Genomic DNA, 20644 nt, shown 5'->3' on the forward strand with positions numbered 1-20644 from the left:
CAGTTACAACTTGTATAAGCAAACACTTTTGCAAAATTTAAACAAGGCTGTTACGTGACGCACAGAATACTTATTGTTGAAGACACTCCGACTATTGCGCGAGTGCAAAAGCATATCGCGCAAAAAGTCGGCTACGAGGTTGATATTGCTCAATCCTTGGCTGAGACTAAAGAGCTTATAAGTAAGCACCATTACTTTTGCGCAGTGGTCGACTTTATATTACCTGACGCGCCACAAGGTGAAGCGGTTCCATGCACCATTGCAGCAGATATTCCTACCATAGTGATGACAGGCAATATCGATAAGCATACCCGTGATACCGTTGAAAAATACCCCATTATTGATTACATCATCAAAGGCAATAAACAAGCCTACGAGTATTTAGAAAAGCAGCTTTACCGCCTACCTCGCAATAAGCATGTAAAAGTATTGGTTGTTGATGACTCTGCGTCAACACGCCAATACATATGTAGTTTATTAACACGTCACAAATATCAAATATTACAAGCAGCCGATGGCCTAGAGGCGCTTAAAGAGCTTGAAAGCACCCCCGATATTTCTGTGATTATTACCGACAAAGAAATGCCTAATATGGGCGGTATTGAGCTATGTAATGAAATTAGACGCATTTATAGTAATAACGAAAAAGCCATTATTGGTATTTCAGGCGCTACTTCGTCTAATTTATCTGCCTTATTTTTAAAAAATGGAGCAAATGACTATTTATACAAACCATTTAACAGTGAAGAATTTTACTGCCGGTTAAGCCAAAACGTCGATATGCTAGAGCATATCGAAACTATAAAACGACAAGCCAATACAGATTACTTAACTAAACTCCCTAATCGTCGTTACTTTTTTGAAGAGGCTAACAAGTCATTAAAGCAGTTTAAAAAAGCAAAAGCACCAGCCATGTTAGCTATGCTTGATATTGACCATTTTAAAGCTATTAATGATACCTATGGCCATGATGCCGGAGATGAAGTGCTTAAAGGGCTGGCGGTATGCTTTAATAAATATTTTGAAAACCAATTGGTTGCCCGTTTAGGCGGAGAAGAATTTGCGGTATTTTTTACTGAACTGACCGAGCAAGAAGCACTAAAACGACTAGAAAGTTTTCGATTATTTATTGAGCTTAATAGCCATGAGTTTAGCCAAGCACAAATCAAGTTTACGCTGTCGATAGGCTTCAGCCACAGTGAAACCTATCAAATTGACGAACTATTAAAACAAGCCGACTTAAAGCTCTACAAAGCCAAAGAGTCGGGGCGTAATAAAGTGGTTTAGTTTAACTAAACCACACCTGAGGCGACAATGGCTGCTTTTCTGCGTTTACGCGACTGATGGTATGAATCCCAACTAAAAATAGCCAGTGCACTCCAAATACACGCAAAGGTAATTACACGCTCAGCATCAAACACTTCACCATAAAACACCACTGCTAAAATAAACATTAAGCTAGGCCCTATGTACTGAAAAAACCCAAGCGTTGTGTATTGCAGTCGCTTAGCCGCGCCGGTAAAACACAGCAATGGTAGCGTAGTCACTATACCTGCACTTACTAATAGCGCATTAGTTAGCCAATCATTCGCTGGTAAATTAGACGTTTCAGTCGGCACCATTAACCACCAATAGGTCAGTGCCACCGGTAATAATATTAATGCCTCAATTAAAATCCCAGGCAGGGCATCAACCTGTAGTTTTTTACGTAATAGGCCATATAACGCAAAAGAAGTCGCTAACGAAAATGCCACAACCGGAAATGAACCAAAACTAATTAACTGTAATAAAACACCTGTAAAAGCCAAGGCAACAGCAGCTCCTTGCAACTTACGTAACCGCTCGTTTAAAAACACCATACCAAGTAATACATTTAACAAAGGATTGATATAGTAGCCTAAGCTGGCATCTAGCATGTGGTTGTTATTAATAGCCCATATAAACAACCCCCAGTTAAATCCCAGTAAGGTCGAGGTAACAACTAGCATCAGAATTAATTTAGGTTGGATTAAAATGCGTTTAATTTTATCCCAGTAGTTGAGCACACTCACCACCAAAATAAGAAACATCACTGACCAAATAACACGATGCATTAAAATTTCAAATGCTGATACATGTTGGATCATCTTAAAATAAATGGGTGCTAAGCCCCACATAAAAAAGGCGAGGCAGGCAAAAATGGCGCCCTTTCGCTGCTCGGTATCAATCGACATAGTAACCACTTGATGATTTAAAAGGCCGTAAGTTTAACCCCCTCTCACTTTTTAGCCAACTAAATACGTGCCCGTTCCAAACGCTATTTGTACCGACTGCTCGTTATGTAACTCCATCCGGCACACGCACACTTTATTTCCTGAGCGAATAAGTGTGGCGCTGGCAATAAATACCTCCCCTTTACCTGGGCGTAAATAATCGGTACGTAAATCTATGGTGCCCAGTGTTGCTAACTTTTTATGCACACTGGGTAAGTCGGCATCGTCTAGTTTTCCTATTACACTTGCTGCAGCAAGCATTCCGCCTACATTGTCGAGCACCGCAGAAATCACTCCACCGTGAAGAATCTTTTGCGCCGGATTGCCAATTAATACGTCTTGCCAAGGAAATGATATTTTAGCTTGTTCAGTACTAAGTGACTCTACTGCTATTTTTAAAAACTGGTTAAAGGGCATGTTATTAACAAACAGCGCCCCTACTTGATCGATCAACATTTCTTTATTCATTATTATTCTCTATGTTTTTAGTGGTACGATGAGTAAAGCACAGCTTGAGGCTATTGTAACCCCCTGCAGATTTTAGTTTATCACTACAGATGTGTGTACCAAGTAATGAAAGCTAAAGACATCCTGATAAAAAACCACTAAAATAGCGCCGATGAATACACTAACTCCTTCTCCTAATACGCTTGTGCGTAAACCCGAAACTGTACTCAAACAAGTGTTTGGTTACAGTGAATTTCGCGACGGTCAAAGTGCAGTAATTGATGCCGCCATTAATGGCCAAGATTCATTAGTATTACTGCCCACCGGTGGTGGTAAATCGGTGTGTTACCAAATACCCGCGTTGGTATTAGAGGGAGTCACCATTGTTATTTCTCCGCTGATCTCTTTAATGCAAGATCAAGTCACCCAGTTACAAGCACTGGGAGTTAAGGCCGCTTATGTCAATAACAGCCTAGCTCGCGAAGAACAACAATTAGTGTATCAGCAATTGCATCAAGGGCTGATAAAGCTACTTTATGTAGCTCCTGAAAAAGTGCTACAACGCGATTTTTTAGAACGGCTCTCTCATTTGAATGTTAGCTTGTTTGCTATTGATGAAGCACACTGTGTTTCTCATTGGGGTCACGATTTTAGACCGCATTATTTTCGTTTAAATGAGCTTAAACAACGCTTTGCACATGTGCCTATGATGGCACTCACTGCCACTGCCGATAAAGCGACTCGCTTTGATATTGTTGAGCAACTCAAGCTACAACAGCCCTACATTCATACCGGCAGTTTTGATCGCCCTAATATTCGTTACACCATAGAAGAAAAATTTAAACCTATGGTGCAATTACTGCGTTATTTAAAAGAGCAAAAAAATCAAAGTGGTATTATTTATTGCACCAGTCGTAAACGTGTTGATGATATAGCTGAAAAGCTTGCTGATGCAGGCCTTAATGCTGCCGCTTACCATGCGGGAATGAGTAACGAGCAACGTCAGTTTGTGCAAACCGGATTTGCCCGTGACGATATTCAAATTGTGGTTGCCACCGTTGCCTTTGGTATGGGAATTAACAAGCCTAACGTACGCTTTGTTCTGCATTACGACATTCCAAAAAGTATTGAAGCTTATTACCAAGAAACAGGCCGTGCTGGACGAGATGGACTGGCTGCAGAGGCCATCATGTATTTTGACCCTGCCGATATAGGCCGAGTTAGACGCTTTTTTGAAGATATTGACGATGAACAACGCCGCCGCGTAGAAGAGCAGCGCTTTAATGCCATGGCCAGCTTTGCCGAAGCACAAACGTGTCGTCGTCAAATATTATTGAACTACTTTAGTGAGTACCAACGCGAGCCCTGTGGGAACTGTGACATTTGCTTAAATCCACCTAAAAGTTTTGATGGCACATTAGTCGCACAGCAAGCGCTTTCATGTGTGTATCGCGCGCAACAACGATTTGGGTTAGGTTACATTGTAGAGTTATTACGCGGCGCGAATACTAGCCGCATTCGTGATAACAATCACCATGAACTTAGTACCTATGGCATAGGTAAAGATAAAAGCAGTGAATTTTGGCTTAGTATTTTACGCCAACTTATTCATCAAGGGCTATTAAGCCAAGATATAACCCAAGGCGCTTCATTGCGTTTAACTGAAGCTGCACGCGCTATTTTAAAAGGTGAATATGCGCTGCAATTGGCCGAGCCTCGCTTACAAGCTAAACACGTTTATCAGGATAAGTTAGCGCAGTTTAATTACGATAAAAAACTATTCGCTCGCCTGCGTGCATTACGTAAAGAATTAGCCGATGCCGATGATGTGCCGCCTTATGTAGTATTTAACGATAAAACGCTAGCCGAAATGGCGCAGCTTATGCCCACTAACGACAGTGAATTTTTAAAAGTGTCGGGGGTTGGTTTTACTAAATTAAACAAGTATGGCGGTGAGTTTTTAACCGCAATTCGACATTACCTAGCAACGCAATAAGCCCCTTATGACCGAACTTGAATACGATCACACACATCAATGTATTATTATTAAACCGACAGAGCTGCCGCACGATGAAGACTTTGAATTGTGGGGAACGTTATTTTTGCACAGCGATGAAATTAGCATTAATGAGTATGCCGCTGGGGCAGATCGTCATCAACTGCGTTTTAACTATGCTAACCACACATTTAATTTAAATTTTGAGCATTACAGCCAAAGTGTGTGGATTAATGGTGAAGGACAAGATGCCGACAACCTATTGGCAGCGTTAACATTTTATTTAACTTAAATGCATAGCTAATACCTTATAATCGCTATAAAAATAAAACTAAATCTGTCTTTTACTTACATATCAATAACAATGATGTAAGCTAAGAGTAAGTGTTTTATTTTGCAAAATAGCGCTAAAGAGGGTCAATGTTAAATAGAAAATGGATTGCACGTAGTTGTTTTAGCCTTTCTATTTCGAGTATGTTTATGCTCAGCGTTTGCGCGCAAGAAGCGCCACTAGCCCAAAGCTGCCCTAGTGACGACTCATCACAAACTCATGAAAATAATTTGCGTCGTCAAATTACATCTCAAACTCCAACACTCACAGCACAAAGTAACACTAAAATTGCCTCCATTACTTTGCAACAGCTTAATGTATTTAATACTGAACTAGAGGCTGAAAACAATGCATTATTTCGTTTTGCCAATCGGGCGCACATACAAACCGAGCCTGAGGTAATTAAGAGTATTTTACTGTTTAAGTCAGGCGATACCTTTAATCCAAAAGCGCTGGCCGAATCTGAGCGGTTACTGAGAAAACAAAGTTATTTATATGATGCACAAATTATTGCTGACGAAAATTGTGATGGAAATATTGATGTAACAGTAATTACTCGAGACTTATGGACTTTACTGCCCGAACTTAGTTTTAGCCGTAGTGGTGGTGAAAATAAATCAAGTATTGGTTTTCGCGAATCTAACTTATTTGGTTGGGGCAAACGGTTATCGTTTGCACGTAAAACAGACAGTGACCGAAATGGTTATTTATTTGTTTACGATGATCCTAATATCTTATCAACTCGCTACCGAGGGCGTTTAGAGTATGCCGACAACAGCGACGGTAAAAGTCATTTAGTTGAACTAACCTACCCGTTTTATGCCATCGATACGCCCTATAGTTATGGCGCCTTGAGTTACTCAACCCAACGAGAAGAAGCCTTATACATCAGAGGTGAAAAGTTTAGTGAGTTTGAACAAAAAACCGACCTAAACCAGGTGTTTTTTGGCCATTCTAAAGCCCTTAGTCATAACTGGACCCAGCGCTTGAGCCTTGGTTATATTGATGAGCAACACACTTTCAAAGCGATTGATTCTACCACTACAGCAGTGGCTGAAAACAGAAGCTTAAGTTACCCCTACATCAGCGGCCATTGGTTTGAAGATAACTTTATAAAAGTACGTAACTTTGACAGTATTTATCGTACTGAGGATTTAAATTTAGGCTGGAATATCAAAGCCACCCTGGGCTACTCCGATGAATCAATGAGTAACGACGATAGCCGCGCTGTGTACTCGTTTAATTTTAACAAAGCCCATTTTAGCACAAACCATACCCTTTGGCGTTTTCATGCAGATATTCAAGGCTATTGGAATAACGAGAAAAAACAGCTCGAAAACTTGCTCACTACTAGCCAAATTCAATATTATTTAAATACCAGTATTGATCAATCTTGGTATGTAAAAGCAAGGCTGCAATACGCAAAAAACCTCACTAATGATAAACAGCTCACCCTAGGGGGCGAAACTGGACTTCGTGGCTATCCTATGGAATTTCAACATGGGGATCGGAGTTTTTTAGTCAGTTTAGAAAAGCGCTATTACTGGGAATATGACTTACTACAGCTGTTTAAAGTGGGAGGGGCGGCCTTTTTAGATATTGGTCGAGCTTGGTATAACAACGACTCGAACACTCAGTATCAAGTTGAGAACACCCCAGTGCTAAAAAATGTGGGCTTAGGTTTGCGCCTTGCGCCAAGTCGTGCCAATGCGGGTACCATGATCCACCTTGATATAGCCGCGCCGCTAAATAAATATGATGATGTTGACTCGGTACAATGGCTGCTCAGCGTCAAAAATTCTTTTTAAAATCACTACTGCGCGCCTACGTTAAACGTTACACTTTGCGCCTATCATTATTGTGAGAGTACATTTTGGAATTAATCACCCTTTTAGAGCTTTTGGGCACACAATATAAACTTATCGTGACCGTGATTGCCCTTTTGAGCTTTCCGCTACTATTAAAAGTAACTAAAAAATTACTCGAAAAAGCTATCAGAGGTAAAATCGATTTACACCGAAAGTACCGTGCAGAGCTACTACTAAAAATAATACTCGCCTTTGTGATGCTGTGTTTAGTATTAGTTTTTTGGGGAATAGAACTGCGTGGTTTACTGGTATTAGGCTCTTCTTTATTTGCCATGCTAGGCGTTGCATTATTTGCGGCATGGTCATTGCTGAGTAACTTAACCGCGTTTTTACTGATGTTTATTCAAAATGACTGCCGTGTAGGTTATTGGGTAAGAATTGTGGATGGAGCCAACGCCATTGAAGGGCGTATTATTGAAATGGGGCTGATGAATGTCTTACTCGAACACGTTGATGGCCACAGAGTGATTTACCCTAATAACTTATTTGTTACCCGCCCGGTGTTAGTGCTTAATACGGAGCCTAAACCAACAAAAGCGCCTAAAATTAAACGCATTATTGGCCCTAAACCGCGTAGCTAAACAACACCTATTAAAAAACCGCGTTAGCTTAAAACTAAGGCGGTTTTTTATATCTACAGATAGAGTCATATCAATTCACTTAATTGAGCAAATTGGTATTAATTATTTAGTTCAGCCGTTTTCAGCTCATCATCTAAATCATTTATCTCATCAATAAACGTTTCTAACTGCTGCTCTACCAAACTATTTGCATGCGCAAAATAAGCAATATGGAATACGGCATCGCCTTCATTTACCAGTGGCATGGTCTGCTGGCCAATAATAATACCGCTTCGAGGAGCAAGGAGTTCAAGTTCTGAATCGCCAAGCGGACTGCTAATATAAGCAAGCACTTGGCCTTTCATTACTCGCTCACCTAACGATACTTGCGCTCTTACTATGCCGTCTACTTCAGCACGTACCCAACTAGTTGAACTTGCAATCACAGGATCAGGCAGTTTTTTAGGGCGTTTACCGCGTATCATTTTTAAATGTCGCATAACATAATCAACCCCTTGCACGCCTGCAGCAATCGCAATAGGGTCAAAGCGTAGTGCTTCACCCGCCTCATAAGTAATAACAGGTATACCTAAATTAGCGGCTTCACTACGCAGCGAGCCATTACGTAATGACGCATCTATAACCGCAGGCGTACCAAAGGCTTTAGCCATTTGCGCTGTTGCTTCATCGGCTAAATTAGCGCGAATTTGCGGTAAGTTAGTACGGTGAATCGCCCCCGTATGCAAATCAATAATATGCGTACAATGCACAGCTACTTGGTTAAAAAACATATACGCCATGCGACCTGCTAATGAACCACGCTCAGACCCCGGAAAACTTCGGTTCATATCACGGCGATCGGGCAGATAACGCGATTTATGAATAAAACCAAATACATTCACAATCGGGACCGCAATTAATGTACCACGCAGCTGATTAGGGTCGATTTTAGCCAGTAACTGGCGCACAACCTCAACCCCATTTAGTTCGTCGCCGTGTATAGCCGCACACACCATCAATACAGGGCCTTCCATTACACCGTTAACCACTTCAATAGGAATATTAAGCGGTGAATGGGTGTAAAGCTTTGCAGCTTCTAGCGCGAGTGTTTTACGTTCACCTACACCAATACTTTCACCTAATAGGGTGAAAGGTCGGTTAATTTTAACCTTTGCCACGAGTTGCCGTTCCTTTACTTGCAGCATTTTTCTCGATGAAATCAATCACCATGCCCGCAATGTCTTTACCTGTTGCCACTTCAATCCCTTCAAGACCTGGCGATGAATTTACTTCCATAACCAAAGGACCACGAGATGAGCGAAGTAAGTCAACGCCAGCAACGTTTAAGCCCATTGCTTTTGCCGCTGCAACCGCTGTTTTACGCTCTTCTGGCGTAATACGCACCAGTGTAGCGCTACCACCACGGTGAAGGTTTGAGCGGAACTCACCTTCTTGTGCTTGACGTTTCATTGCAGCAATCACTTTATCTCCGAGTACAAAGCAACGAATATCCGCACCACCCGCTTCTTTAATATATTCTTGTACCATGATATTGGCTTTTAAACCCATAAACGCTTCAATAACACTTTCAGCGGCTTTACGTGTTTCAGCAAGTACCACACCAATACCTTGAGTGCCCTCAAGTAGCTTAATAACGACCGGTGCGCCACCTACCATTTCGAGTAAGTCTTTTACGTCATCTGGCTTGCTAGCAAAGCCTGTTACTGGCATGCCTACGCCTTTGCGTGATAATAATTGTAGAGAACGTAATTTATCGCGCGAACGAGAAATAGCCACAGATTCATTAACCGGATAAACACCCATCATTTCAAACTGGCGTAATACAGAACAGCCATAAAAAGTAACTGATGCGCCAATACGCGGAACAATGGCATCAAAATCTTTTAGGTTTTCGCCGCGGTAATGGATTTCAGGTTGATCTGAGTTTATATTCATATAACAACGTAGCGCGTTAATCACTTTTACTTCATGACCACGTTGCTCAGCCGCTTCAATTAAACGACGCGTTGAATATAAATTTTTGTTGCGAGATAAAATACCAATTTTCATAGTTAAAACCTTAACTAAATTATGTTGAGCAAGCACATATAAGTATGTTTGCTACTCAACGAATTCTTATAATAAATGTGATAAAGCCGGATCAACGACTATACGATTTTCCATAGCTGTGCGTCCTAATAACATTCTAAACTTCATTGACGCACGACTTGTTAATGTAATTTCTATTGGCCAACTAAATTCGCCAGCATGTAATGTAGTTTCAATAAAGTAACGCAGTTCTTTTTGGCCACTAGAGCTGGTAACGTACTTCATTTTTTTAACTTTGGCATTGCAGGTGATTTGCGTTTGCTCGTCTTCTTGCAATGGTTGGGCTATAAATTTAACCCATTTTTCGCCTTCCACTTCATATTCTTCAATATTAATTGCATGAATACAGGAAGTACGTGCACCGGTATCTATTTTTGCTTTAATTTGCTCGATGCCCAGCTCGGGTAAACTCAACCACTCACGCCAACCAACTGTTATTTTTGTCGTCATAAATGTGCCCTTAGTAAAAAAAGTGTTTTATACGCTACAGCAAATAAAACACCAACAAAATAAATTAATCTACTCGATAAGCCGATTTGATTGACCTTTTAAGTTAACTCGTTTAACAATGCAGCTCTTACGTATGCATTTAACCATAGGCTAAAACATAAGTTTTTGTTGTTAAACTCAGTTTAACATATACAAAGTAAAGCTAAATTTTATTTATTTAACTAGGGTCTGTTGACCTTTACGAATTAATATTTGTTCAAACTAGGGGCAATTTAATCGCGGCGCGAGGTTTGTAACCTAGTGGGCTAAGTAAAAATCGAGCAACAAAGAGTTAATTGCCCCTAGGCAGAACCCTTCGGGCAGCGCCTATTTGGCATTGATGTTGTGTTATCGCCTATTTATGGGGAATAACCACACTCTGCCTTGCCTAAATACCAAATAGACTGCTGTAAATTTAACCTTGAAAGATAAACAGATCCTAAATACATTACAGTTAACTGTATTGAAAATATACTATCGATGAGAAATTATTATGATTAATGGCTTACTTCATGCGCTTATTCTTGATGAAAAAGGCGGTGCACGCCCCATAGAAAACAGCAAGCAATTACACCAATGGCAACCTACTGATGGAAAACTGTGGGTGCATATGGACTACAGCCAAACAGATGCGGTAGATTGGTTAAAAAACTGCGGGCTGTTAAACGACTATGAACTGGAATCACTCACTGCTGATGAAACGCGTCCACGAATAACGCCAACAACTAATGGCCATATGTTATTTTTACGCGGGATCAACTTAAACCCAGCACAAAGCCCTGAAGACATGGTATCTATTCGGTTATTTATAAATAACGATGTGGTGATCACCACGCGTAAGCGCCGATTATTATCAGTGCAAGATATTCTAGCCTCGTTGAATATTAATGAGGGGCCATGCAGTATTTCTGAATTGGTGTGTACATTAGCGCACAAGCTCACTTCACGTATGCAAACAGTAATTGATGAGCTAGATGAAAGCTTAGATGATTTTGAAGAGGAAATTGATGAGCCCAGTAAAAAGTTTGATAATCAAGGCTTGTCGCAACTTCGCCGTCAAACCATCGCGCTAAAACGTTACTTAAAACCACAAAAAGAAGCACTCAGTAGCATGGTTAATAATCATTACCCATGGCTTTTTGACGATGATAAAGCCAAGCTAAATGAAACCACCAATTTACTTATTCGCTATTTAGAAGAGCTCGATAGTTCAATAGAGCGCGCACTTGTTATCCAACAAACCATTACAAATCAGGTCTCTGAGCAATTAAATCAGCGGATGTATGTAATGTCGGTGGTGGCTGCTTTATTTTTACCGCTGGGCTTTCTAACTGGATTATTGGGGGTCAATGTCGGCGGTATACCTGGAACAGAAAGCCCCTATGCATTCACTGCATTTGTGGTGTTTTTAATTGTTTTAACTGGTGGGATTGGTATTTACTTTAAAAATAAAAAGTGGCTGTAATTACAATACAGATCCAACAAGGCACAAAAAAGGCGAACATATTGTTCGCCTTTTGCATTGGTAATCTTTACTCTTGAAAGTAAGTGCCCCAACCGTCGTATTCAACATCGCATTCAACAGCAAGTTGCGCGAGTTTGTCAACGTCTTCCATTATCACGTCGACATCTAACTCGGCTTCAACAACAATGTCAAAACTCCAAATTTTTTCACCGTCTTCAAGCTCAAGTTCTGCTGGCTCTTCTACATCGTAACCTAGTTTAAACGCAGCCAATGCCGCTTGTTCTAACTTAGTAAAGTCTTCACATACAAAGTGGTGTTCTACTTCATAAAGAATTTCTGGATCGGAACCATCTTCAAGTAGTGAAGTTACGATGTCTTCACTTATTTCACGCCAGTTTTCCATTATTTCTCTCTCACTTGAGCATCTAATTCTGTTATTTTAGCAGCCATAACACTGTGCACACTTTTAGCATGTTCACGGGCACTGATACTGTTATCAAGTGCTATGGGGGCTAACATTTCAATGTAAATTGTACCATTATCCCAGCGATTTAGTTTAATGGTTTTATCGGTTGTGTTCATACATACTGGCACAACAGGCACCTCTGCACTCATTGCGGTATGAAATGCACCGGTTTTAAAGGGGAGTAAACCACGACCATAACTACGCGTCCCCTCAGGGAACATCCACACCGATAAGCCTTTTTGTTTTATTTTAGCCGCTGCTTTTGAGATTGTGCCAGCAGCTTTTGAACGATTTGAACGGTCGATTAAAATATTACCCGACAACCAATAAAGCTGCCCAAAAAATGGGATCCATTTAAGACTTTTTTTGCCAACGCTCACACAATTTTTTGGTACCATGGCTGGAATAGTAAATAAATCGTAGCTATTTTGATGATTCGCTACATACACAGCAGGCCCCACCTTAAGCGCATCAGGGTGATATTTTAGTTCTAATTTAACCCCAAGCATTTTAGCCATTGAGCCAAACCAACTTGCAATAACGTGCACATTATTAGGATGAAATGGTCTAAATATTGATAACAACAAACCAAAAAAACAACTTAATAATATAAACAACAGCATTATTAAAATACGTATAACAGCTAGCAAGTGCGCCTCTCCAATATAACCACAATCATGTATTGCTTTATTATAACGTTATTTTGTTGCGCAGACGAGAAAATAGCGCACAAGCGTTCGCTGAAATAAAACAGTCATAAAAAACGGCTTACCTAAGTAAGCCGTTATCTAATTTAGTCTAATTTTCCGAGTGTTTTAACTTTGCTCAGTATCTGAATTTGGCTCATCAACTTGCTGAGGTGTTAACTCTACCACGGCTTCATCAACGCGCTGTAAACCACGAGGTAACTTGTTCCCTCTGCGGCCTCGCTCGCCATGGTAATGCTCAAGGTCGCTTGGTTTAAGCGTCAATTTACGCTTACCTGCATGCAGCGTAACACTGCTCCCTTGCGGCACAACAGCTAATACTTTTACAAACTCTTCGCGCGCTTGTACTTTAGCGCCCGGAATAGAAATAATCTTATTGCCCTTGCCTTTACCTAGCTTAGGTAAATCACGCAGTGGGAATAACAACATTCGTCCCTCGTTAGAAATTGCCATACAGTAATCACTGGCAACGTCATTCACGCGAATTGGCGAAAGTAACACACCACCTTTTGGCACACTCACTAAGGCTTTACCGTTTTTGTTTTTACTGACTAAATCTTTAAAGTCAGTAATAAAGCCATAACCGGCATCAGAAGCCATTAGCAATACTTGAGCGTCTTCACCCATAACTACGTGCTCAAAGCTTGCGCCTGAGGTTAAGTTAAAGCGCCCTGTCATAGGCTCGCCTTGGCTTCTTGCAGAAGGAAGGCTATGCGCATCGGTCGCAAATGCACGCCCTGCTGAATCTAAAAATACCGCAGGTTGATTACTTTTACCTCGCGCTGATGCTCTATAGCCATCACCGGCACGGTAATTTAACCCTTCTACATCTAAGTCATGCCCCTTACCAACACGTGCCCAGCCTTTATCAGATAAAACAACAGTCACAGACTCTGAAGGGATTAAATCTTTTTCGCTCAGTGCTTTGGCTTCCACACGCTCAATAACAGGTGAGCGACGATCGTCGCCATACATTTCTGCGGCTTCTTGAATTTCTTTTTTAAGCAACGTCGACATGCGACGGTCTGAGCCTAATGTTTGCTCTAATTTGTCACGCTCTTTGGCTAATTCGTCTTGCTCACCACGAATTTTAAACTCTTCAAGTTTTGCTAAATGGCGAAGTTTTAATTCTAAAATGGCTTCCGCTTGAATATCGGTTAACTCAAAGCGTTCCATTAATAATGGTTTAGGCTTATCTTCAGAGCGGATAATTTCTATAACTTCGTCAATATTTAAAAAGGCAGCAAGCAAGCCCTCTAAAATATGTAATCTTGCGAGTACTTTATCGAGTCGATATTGCAAACGACGACGCACTGTTTCACGTCTAAAGGTTAACCATTCAGTTAAAATACTACGTAAGTCTTTAACCTGTGGACGGCCATCTAAGCCCAGCATGTTTAAGTTTACGCGGTAATTTTTTTCAAGATCGGTTGTTGCAAATAAGTGCGCCATTAATGGCTCAGCTTTAATTCGGTTTGAACGCGGCACAATCACAATACGGGTTGGATTTTCGTGATCAGACTCATCACGTAAGTCAGCCACCATTGGTAACTTTTTAGCGTTCATTTGCGCTGCAATTTGCTCAAGTACTTTTGCACCCGAACATTGGTGCGGCAAAGCGGTAATGACGATATCGCCCTGCTCTTCACAATACACTGCACGCATTTTAATTGAGCCACGACCGGTTTTATAAATTTTGTGAATATCAGCTTTAGGCGTAATTATTTCAGCATCAGTTGGATAATCAGGCGCATGTACTAAATCCAATAACTCTTCGAGTTCTGTTTTTGGTTTATCAAGTAATAAACAACAGGCACTGGCTACTTCACGCACATTATGCGGCGGTATATCGGTTGCCATACCCACAGCAATACCGGTGACACCATTAAGTAATATATGCGGTAAGCGCGATGGCAATACTAATGGTTCATCCATGGTGCCGTCGAAGTTTGGCGTCCAATCAACAGTCCCTTGGCCTAACTCTTTAAGTAATACTTCAGAGAATTTAGATAAACGCGCTTCGGTATAACGCATTGCCGCAAACGACTTCGGATCATCTGCTGCACCCCAGTTACCTTGACCATCAACTAACGGGTAGCGATAAGAAAACGGCTGCGCCATAAGTACCATGGCTTCATAACAGGCACTATCACCATGAGGATGGTATTTACCTAATACGTCACCCACGGTACGGGCTGATTTTTTGTATTTAGCACTTGCCGATAATCCCAACTCACTCATCGCATAAATAATACGACGCTGAACGGGTTTTAGGCCGTCACCAACGTGCGGTAAGGCACGATCCATGATCACGTACATTGAATAATTTAAATAGGCGTCTTCGGTAAAACGCCCCATTGTTTGCTGTTCAATTCCTTGCATTAGCAAGGTATCTGTATCACTCATTAAAGCTTACCTAGTTTTTCTTATAGCTTACGCGGTAAATTACGTTTGCGTAATCATCGCTTACCAATAGACTGCCATCATTTAATTGTGCAAATGCAACAGGGCGTCCAAATGTCGTTTCGTCTTGCATAAAGCCGGTGATCAGTGGCGTATACTTTGTTACCTTGGCATTTTCTATAGTTGCCACTGCCACTTTATAACCGACCTTTTTAGAGCGGTTCCATGAACCATGCTCAGCTACAAATAACTGTTGTTTATAGCTATCAGGGAACTGCTTGCCGGTATAAAAATGAATACCTAATGGCGCAACATGCGCACCTAATGCCAATGCAGGTTGAGTGTAGTCAGCAATGTTTTTGCCTTCACCAAACTCCGGATCAACAATAACGCCGCCATGCACGTATGGAAAACCAAAATGTTCTTCTTCTTTAGTGATGCGGTTTAGCTCATCGGGTGGAATATCATCCCCCATCATGTCACGGCCATTATCGCTAAACCATAGCATTTGCGTGCTAGGGTGAAAGTCAAAGCCTACAGTATTGCGCACACCTTTGGCTAAAGTGGTTATTTCTTTGGTGTCGGTGTTTAACGAAAAAATACGACCAAACCGAGCATCTTCCTCACAAATATTACAGGGAACACCCACCGGAATAATCAGCTCGCCGTTTGGCGCAAAGCGTAAAAACTTCCAGCCATGGTGGCGCTCTGACGGTAAATCGCTATAAAACACTTCATACTCAGGGTTTTTGAGGTGCTTATCGATATTTTTAAAACGAATAATACGGTGCACTTCACCGACATATAAGTCACCGTCTTTAATCGCTAAACCCGAGGGCATATTCAGTCCCTCTGCAATCACTATTTTTTTATCTGCAACGCCGTCGCTGTTATGATCAATCAATGCATACACATTACCCGCATTACGCGAACCTGCATACACTATACCTCGGCTTGATACTGCAATTTGCCGAGCATTTTCAACATCATCAGCAAATAAGCTTATTTCAAACCCTGGGGCAGCCGTCAGCTTGTCGAGAATATTTTTCGCCATCACTGGCGATGACATAAAGCCGACTAACAACAGTGTGCTAAATAGTCTTTTCATTTGCCTCTCCTGTAGCCCAAAGGCTTATTAAACTTGTGCTTTGTTACCGTGATCTTCAAGCCATTGGCGGCGATCTGATGAACGCTTTTTAGCAAGTAACATATCCATCATTTCCATTGTTTGTTCTTCTTCATCAAGTGTTAGCTGCACTAAACGACGGGTATTTGGATCCATGGTTGTTTCACGCAATTGTAGCGGGTTCATTTCACCCAAGCCTTTAAAGCGTTGCACGTTTACCTTACCGCGTTTTTTCTCTGCTTCTATACGCGCTAAAATGCCCGTTTTTTCATCTTCATCAAGCGCGTAATAAACATCTTTACCAATATCAATTCTAAACAGCGGTGGCATAGCAACATACACATGCCCAGTTTTTACCAATTGTGGGAAGTGGCGCACAAATAAGGCACACAATAAAGTGGCAATGTGCAGTCCATCCGAGTCAGCATCCGCTAATATACATATTTTATTGTAACGCAGCCCTGATAAATCACTTGAATCGGGGTCAATACCCAATGCCACTGAAATATCATGCACTTCTTGAGAGGCCAAAATTTGCCCTGATTCTACTTCCCAAGTATTTAAAATTTTACCTCTTAGTGGCATGATTGCTTGGAACTCACGATCTCGCGCTTGTTTAGCTGAGCCACCCGCTGAATCACCCTCTACTAAAAACAATTCCGTGCGGTCATTATCAGCAGCACTACAATCGGTCAGTTTGCCTGGTAATGCAGGGCCTGAAGTAACACGTTTACGAACTACTTTTTTAGCCGCGCGTAAGCGACGCTGTGCATTTGAAATACACAATTCAGAAAGTAACTCTGCAGTGTCAGTGTGCTCATTTAGCCATAAGCTAAAAGCATCTTTTACGACACCCGATACAAACGCAGCACATGAACGTGATGAGAGTTTTTCTTTGGTTTGCCCTGCAAATTGTGGGTCTTGCATTTTTACCGACAATACATAACTACAACGTTCCCAAATATCATCTGGGGTGAGCTTTACACCACGTGGTAATAAGTTTCTAAATTCACAAAATTCACGCATCGCCTCTAAAAGCCCTTGGCGCAGGCCATTTACGTGGGTGCCACCTTGTGCGGTAGGAATTAAGTTTACATAACTTTCGGCTGTTGACTCACCGCCTTCAAGCATCCATACAACGGCCCAATCAGCGCCTTCAATAGAACTTGAAAACTCACCTACAAATGGGTCTTTAGGCAGTATCTCATAGCCTTTAACTGCTTCTACTAAGTAATCTTTTAAGCCGGTTTCATAAAACCACTCTTGGGTTTCTTTCGTTTGTTTATTTACAAACTTAATACGCAAACCTGGGCATAGTACCGCTTTGGCTTTTAATAAATGGTTAAGCTTAGTCAGTGAAAAGTTAGCAGAATCAAAATAGCTGGTATCTGGCCAAAAGCGCACGTTAGTACCGGTATTGCGTTTACCCACTGAGCCAATAACATTTAAATCTTCAACTTTATCGCCATGCTCAAAAGCCATTCTAAATTGCTGTGCGTCACGGCGAACCGTTACTTCCACGCGGGTAGATAGCGCATTAACGACCGAGATACCTACCCCATGCAAACCACCAGAGAACTGGTAATTTTTATTTGAAAATTTACCACCTGCGTGTAATTTGGTGAATATTAGTTCAACCCCAGGAATACCTTCTTCAGGGTGAATATCTATCGGCATCCCCCGACCATCATCGCTCACTTCAAGTGAGTTATCTTCATGCAAAATGACATCAATACGCGTCGCATGCCCGGCCATTGCTTCATCAACACTGTTATCAATAACCTCTTGGCCTAAATGATTGGGGCGCGATGTGTCTGTATACATGCCTGGGCGGCGTTTTACCGGCTCTAATCCATTAAGTACTTCAATAGCTTCGGCGTTATAATTTTGTTGAGTCATAGTTTTTATCTTTATATACGCTAATATCTGATTTTAAGAAAATCGACAATGCTTGAAAAAGCTCGCTCAAAGCCATTAAAGCTATGATCGCCGCCAAATTCAATTAACTGTTTACATTGTGAGTAATACTTTATTGCGTGCTGAAAATTTAACACTTCATCCCCTGTTTGCTGTAATAAATACAACAGCTCAGGGTGTTTTAACTCTGTCACCGTTAATGCTTTTAACGCATCTATATGACGAGATTGTAATTGGTAATTATAATCTTGATACGGATTATAATTAGGCCCAAGTATAGGCTCTAATAATGTATATGGGGCAACGGCAGGATTAATTACCACCGCAGGAATTTGATAACGCTGCGATAAATACGTAGCAAAAAAGCCACCTAACGAGCTGCCCAATAATACGGTATTCGGTGTTAATAGTTGTTCAAGCGCTATAATCGCCTCTATAGGTTCATGGTTTAAGCGTGGCACACAATAATCAACATCATAGTGTGCCATAAGCTCACCAAAGCGCACAGCTTTATATGATTTTTCAGAGCTATTAAAACCGTGAATATAGATTACTCGTTTAACCATATCACGTCCGTGCGTATATGCACCTTTTGTTGCTCAGCATTTAAGTGCAGCATACGATAAGCCGCCCCTTTATCTTCTTGCTGCCAAGTAGCACTGTGCTTTGTAAACTGCACGGAACTGGCCGGTGTCGCGTAAATATCAAGCTCTCTAAATTGCTGTTGGTAGTCATTGTGAACATGCCCATGAAACAGCGCATCAACTCGGCCATTATTAACTAATAAATTTAATAGCTGCGGCCCATTTTCTAGTATGTGTTTATCTAGGTAGCCATTAATAGGCAATGGGTTATGATGGCAAAATACAATATGACGATTATCTGAATCGACTAAACACGCCATAATTTCCTCTAAATGCGAGGGCGTCACCCACCCAGCAGGGGTATTTCCTTTAGAATTAAGTAATAAAAGCTCAAACCCTTGCGCCACAATATGTTTAGCGCGTTGTATTTGCCCGCCACTAATTAAATTGAGCTGTTCAATTTCATCATGATTGCCGGGAACCCAAAATACGGGGCAATTTAGTTCACTATTATGAATCAGTTCAGCAAATAATAAATAGGAATCAAAGCTGTGATCTTGGGTTAAATCGCCACCAAATATCAAGGCATCAGGCTGCTGTTTTGCTATATCTGTAAGTGCCCTAATAAAATGTTCTGCGGTGTTAACCCCAAAATACTCGCCCTGCTTATCGCTAAAAAGATGACAATCCGTTATATGGGCTATACGAAGCTGGGCTTGCTCAAAATAATACGTATCATCAAACCAAGCCATTATTTACATCCCAATTAAGTGTTGATTGACCTCGCTCTACACAGGCAACCAACCAATCATATAAAAAAGCATTCAACTGATACTTTTCATCTTTTTGATGCATCTTAGGATTAGGGTAGCCATAGGAAGGTTTGATTCGTTGGTGGTAATCATGATGGACAATTTCGGCTACTTTAGCATCATTATATAAGCGCACTGTTAAATACAAAGGCGAAATACCACTTACCATTCCTGATAACTGTTTAATAGAGACATCAAGGGTGTACTTGGCATTGTCATCTATGTTGATGGCAAATTCACTGTGGCCCAGTTTGATTTCTCTAACACTGCCAATCGCTCGTTCACTAGGTAGTAATTTTAAAAGGCGTACGTAATTATGCTCACAAAGTGTTAAATACTTTGGAAGGCTTTGAATGTATCGATTAGTCGTTAAAAGTGCTGTCAAAATACCGCCATTACTATTAAAAAATTAAAAACTATGCCCACTTCTTACGTATTCTGTCGCGATTTAGTGCTAACCATTGCAAGCAAATTACCGTAGCCGCATTATCTATCTCGCCACGATTGAGTCGCTCAAATGCTTCATCTAAATCCATAATATGCGTTTTAATATCTTCACCTTCGGTGTCTAAGCCATATATACCGGTATTAATTTGGCTTAAGTCGGCGTGAGCTAAATATAAAAACAAACGCTCTGTAGTACCGCCGGGGCTTGAAAGGTAAGACAACATAAACTCAAGTTCTGTTAAATTAAGTCCCGCTTCTTCAAACGCTTCTTTTTTAACAACCGACTCGTAATCTTCACTGCCATCGGTCATGCCCGCTATACATTCTAACAGCCAAGGCGTGTGTTTGCTTTTAATTGCGCCAATTCGAATTTGTTCAATTAGCAGCACTTGCTCAGTTACTGGGTCATAAGGTAAAACTGCGACCGCATCTCCGCGTTCAAGAATTTCTCGACGAATTACCTCAGACTCTCCACCCGCAAATAAGGCATGCTTAAATTGATAAAGGTTTATTTTAAAAAAACCATCATACAAATTTTCAATTGGTTTTAATCTCACATCGTCATGGGTAAATTTAATACGACTTTTATTCGCCATCTATTCTTTCCTTTTTGAGGGTGCAAATACATCAACGTCATTTAGGTATATATTCTGTTACACTTGAGA

The 20644-nt window shown here is 41.0% G+C and carries 20 protein-coding genes; 6 read left to right on the forward strand and 14 right to left on the reverse strand.

Annotation, left to right across the window (positions count from 1 at the left end; translation table 11 throughout):
- Positions 1-54 precede the first annotated feature (54 nt).
- A complete protein-coding gene (locus tag QL984_RS02445) occupies positions 55-1287 on the forward strand; it encodes a response regulator (protein ID WP_028835658.1) in 1233 nt (410 codons plus the stop codon).
- Positions 1288-1292: 5 nt separating this feature from the next.
- On the opposite strand, the gene rarD is transcribed toward QL984_RS02445, so the two are convergent.
- On the reverse strand, positions 1293-2213 hold the full coding sequence (gene rarD / locus QL984_RS02450; protein ID WP_058155227.1) for an EamA family transporter RarD: 921 nt from the start codon (positions 2211-2213) through the stop codon (positions 1293-1295).
- 51 nt (positions 2214-2264) lie between these two features.
- Positions 2265-2720, reverse strand: coding sequence for a thioesterase family protein (locus QL984_RS02455; protein ID WP_028835656.1), 456 nt, complete (start codon positions 2718-2720; stop codon positions 2265-2267).
- 151 nt (positions 2721-2871) lie between these two features.
- On the opposite strand from QL984_RS02455, the gene recQ reads away from it, so the two are divergent.
- From recQ to QL984_RS02475, 4 genes are all read left to right on the forward strand, one after another.
- The gene (gene recQ, locus QL984_RS02460) at positions 2872-4695 is read left to right on the forward strand and encodes a DNA helicase RecQ (protein ID WP_028835655.1); all 1824 of its coding nucleotides are present in this window, start codon (positions 2872-2874) and stop codon (positions 4693-4695) included.
- 7 nt (positions 4696-4702) lie between these two features.
- Positions 4703-4987, forward strand: a complete 285-nt coding sequence (locus tag QL984_RS02465) for a DUF3630 family protein (protein WP_008110618.1) — start codon at positions 4703-4705, stop codon at positions 4985-4987.
- 128 nt (positions 4988-5115) lie between these two features.
- On the forward strand, positions 5116-6834 hold the full coding sequence (locus QL984_RS02470; protein ID WP_058155229.1) for an outer membrane protein assembly factor: 1719 nt from the start codon (positions 5116-5118) through the stop codon (positions 6832-6834).
- Between the two features lie 65 nt (positions 6835-6899).
- Positions 6900-7475: a mechanosensitive ion channel domain-containing protein gene (locus QL984_RS02475; RefSeq protein ID WP_013465831.1), complete on the forward strand. Its 576-nt coding sequence runs from the start codon at positions 6900-6902 to the stop codon at positions 7473-7475.
- 98 nt (positions 7476-7573) lie between these two features.
- Here the strand turns inward: QL984_RS02475 and QL984_RS02480 are convergent, their stop codons facing one another.
- From QL984_RS02480 to QL984_RS02490, 3 genes are all read right to left on the reverse strand, one after another.
- Positions 7574-8632: a succinylglutamate desuccinylase/aspartoacylase family protein gene (locus QL984_RS02480; RefSeq protein WP_008110612.1), complete on the reverse strand. Its 1059-nt coding sequence runs from the start codon at positions 8630-8632 to the stop codon at positions 7574-7576.
- Positions 8619-9524, reverse strand: coding sequence for a 30S ribosomal protein S6--L-glutamate ligase (rimK, locus tag QL984_RS02485; RefSeq protein WP_008110610.1), 906 nt, complete (start codon positions 9522-9524; stop codon positions 8619-8621). Before rimK ends, QL984_RS02480 begins: the two co-directional genes overlap by 14 nt.
- Before the next feature lie 66 nt (positions 9525-9590).
- The gene (locus QL984_RS02490; RefSeq protein WP_008110607.1) at positions 9591-10013 is read right to left on the reverse strand and encodes an ATP-dependent zinc protease; all 423 of its coding nucleotides are present in this window, start codon (positions 10011-10013) and stop codon (positions 9591-9593) included.
- Positions 10014-10545: 532 nt separating this feature from the next.
- On the opposite strand from QL984_RS02490, the gene QL984_RS02495 reads away from it, so the two are divergent.
- Positions 10546-11517, forward strand: a complete 972-nt coding sequence (locus tag QL984_RS02495) for a zinc transporter ZntB (RefSeq protein WP_036956638.1) — start codon at positions 10546-10548, stop codon at positions 11515-11517.
- Between the two features lie 67 nt (positions 11518-11584).
- On the opposite strand, the gene rraB is transcribed toward QL984_RS02495, so the two are convergent.
- From rraB to QL984_RS02540, 9 genes are all read right to left on the reverse strand, one after another.
- Positions 11585-11920 (reverse strand): ribonuclease E inhibitor RraB, encoded by a 336-nt coding sequence (gene rraB, locus QL984_RS02500; protein WP_008110603.1) that lies wholly within the window; start codon positions 11918-11920, stop codon positions 11585-11587.
- Positions 11920-12633, reverse strand: a complete 714-nt coding sequence (locus tag QL984_RS02505) for a 1-acylglycerol-3-phosphate O-acyltransferase (RefSeq protein ID WP_036956639.1) — start codon at positions 12631-12633, stop codon at positions 11920-11922. Before QL984_RS02505 ends, rraB begins: the two co-directional genes overlap by 1 nt.
- A gap of 165 nt (positions 12634-12798) precedes the next feature.
- Positions 12799-15096 carry a DNA topoisomerase IV subunit A gene (gene parC / locus QL984_RS02510; RefSeq protein WP_138764489.1) on the reverse strand — a complete coding sequence of 766 codons (2298 nt, stop codon included), beginning with the start codon at positions 15094-15096 and terminating at the stop codon, positions 12799-12801.
- Positions 15097-15106: 10 nt separating this feature from the next.
- On the reverse strand, positions 15107-16201 hold the full coding sequence (locus tag QL984_RS02515) for a PQQ-dependent sugar dehydrogenase (RefSeq protein ID WP_138562235.1): 1095 nt from the start codon (positions 16199-16201) through the stop codon (positions 15107-15109).
- 27 nt (positions 16202-16228) lie between these two features.
- Entirely contained in the window at positions 16229-18118 is a 1890-nt protein-coding gene (gene parE / locus QL984_RS02520; RefSeq protein ID WP_138764490.1) for a DNA topoisomerase IV subunit B, read from the reverse strand.
- Positions 18119-18138: 20 nt separating this feature from the next.
- Positions 18139-18702, reverse strand: a complete 564-nt coding sequence (locus QL984_RS02525) for a YqiA/YcfP family alpha/beta fold hydrolase (RefSeq protein WP_008110593.1) — start codon at positions 18700-18702, stop codon at positions 18139-18141.
- A complete protein-coding gene (locus QL984_RS02530; RefSeq protein ID WP_138562239.1) occupies positions 18687-19472 on the reverse strand; it encodes a metallophosphoesterase in 786 nt (261 codons plus the stop codon). Before QL984_RS02530 ends, QL984_RS02525 begins: the two co-directional genes overlap by 16 nt.
- On the reverse strand, positions 19459-19917 hold the full coding sequence (locus QL984_RS02535) for a DUF1249 domain-containing protein (RefSeq protein WP_013465838.1): 459 nt from the start codon (positions 19915-19917) through the stop codon (positions 19459-19461). The genes QL984_RS02530 and QL984_RS02535 overlap by 14 nt, the downstream gene beginning before the upstream one ends.
- A gap of 31 nt (positions 19918-19948) precedes the next feature.
- Positions 19949-20575: an NUDIX domain-containing protein gene (locus QL984_RS02540; RefSeq protein ID WP_016900572.1), complete on the reverse strand. Its 627-nt coding sequence runs from the start codon at positions 20573-20575 to the stop codon at positions 19949-19951.
- Between the last annotated feature and the right edge of the window lie 69 nt (positions 20576-20644).

It is taken from the genome of Pseudoalteromonas sp. APC 3495, from assembly GCF_030407645.1.
GTDB classification, from domain to species: domain Bacteria; phylum Pseudomonadota; class Gammaproteobacteria; order Enterobacterales; family Alteromonadaceae; genus Pseudoalteromonas; species Pseudoalteromonas tetraodonis.

Bases quoted from the DNA above. Each gene is read 5' to 3' on its own strand.
- QL984_RS02470 (WP_058155229.1), top strand. From the start codon at position 5,116: ATGTTAAATAGAAAATGGATTGCACGTAGTTGTTTTAGCCTTTCTATT.
- QL984_RS02495 (WP_036956638.1), top strand. From the start codon at position 10,546: ATGATTAATGGCTTACTTCATGCGCTTATTCTTGATGAAAAAGGCGGT.
- parC (WP_138764489.1), bottom strand. From the start codon at position 15,096: ATGAGTGATACAGATACCTTGCTAATGCAAGGAATTGAACAGCAAACA.
- rarD (WP_058155227.1), bottom strand. From the start codon at position 2,213: ATGTCGATTGATACCGAGCAGCGAAAGGGCGCCATTTTTGCCTGCCTC.
- QL984_RS02490 (WP_008110607.1), bottom strand. From the start codon at position 10,013: ATGACGACAAAAATAACAGTTGGTTGGCGTGAGTGGTTGAGTTTACCC.
- QL984_RS02515 (WP_138562235.1), bottom strand. From the start codon at position 16,201: ATGAAAAGACTATTTAGCACACTGTTGTTAGTCGGCTTTATGTCATCG.
- QL984_RS02455 (WP_028835656.1), bottom strand. From the start codon at position 2,720: ATGAATAAAGAAATGTTGATCGATCAAGTAGGGGCGCTGTTTGTTAAT.
- rraB (WP_008110603.1), bottom strand. From the start codon at position 11,920: ATGGAAAACTGGCGTGAAATAAGTGAAGACATCGTAACTTCACTACTT.
- parE (WP_138764490.1), bottom strand. From the start codon at position 18,118: ATGACTCAACAAAATTATAACGCCGAAGCTATTGAAGTACTTAATGGA.
- QL984_RS02465 (WP_008110618.1), top strand. From the start codon at position 4,703: ATGACCGAACTTGAATACGATCACACACATCAATGTATTATTATTAAA.
- QL984_RS02530 (WP_138562239.1), bottom strand. From the start codon at position 19,472: ATGGCTTGGTTTGATGATACGTATTATTTTGAGCAAGCCCAGCTTCGT.
- recQ (WP_028835655.1), top strand. From the start codon at position 2,872: ATGAATACACTAACTCCTTCTCCTAATACGCTTGTGCGTAAACCCGAA.
- QL984_RS02525 (WP_008110593.1), bottom strand. From the start codon at position 18,702: ATGGTTAAACGAGTAATCTATATTCACGGTTTTAATAGCTCTGAAAAA.
- QL984_RS02540 (WP_016900572.1), bottom strand. From the start codon at position 20,575: ATGGCGAATAAAAGTCGTATTAAATTTACCCATGACGATGTGAGATTA.
- rimK (WP_008110610.1), bottom strand. From the start codon at position 9,524: ATGAAAATTGGTATTTTATCTCGCAACAAAAATTTATATTCAACGCGT.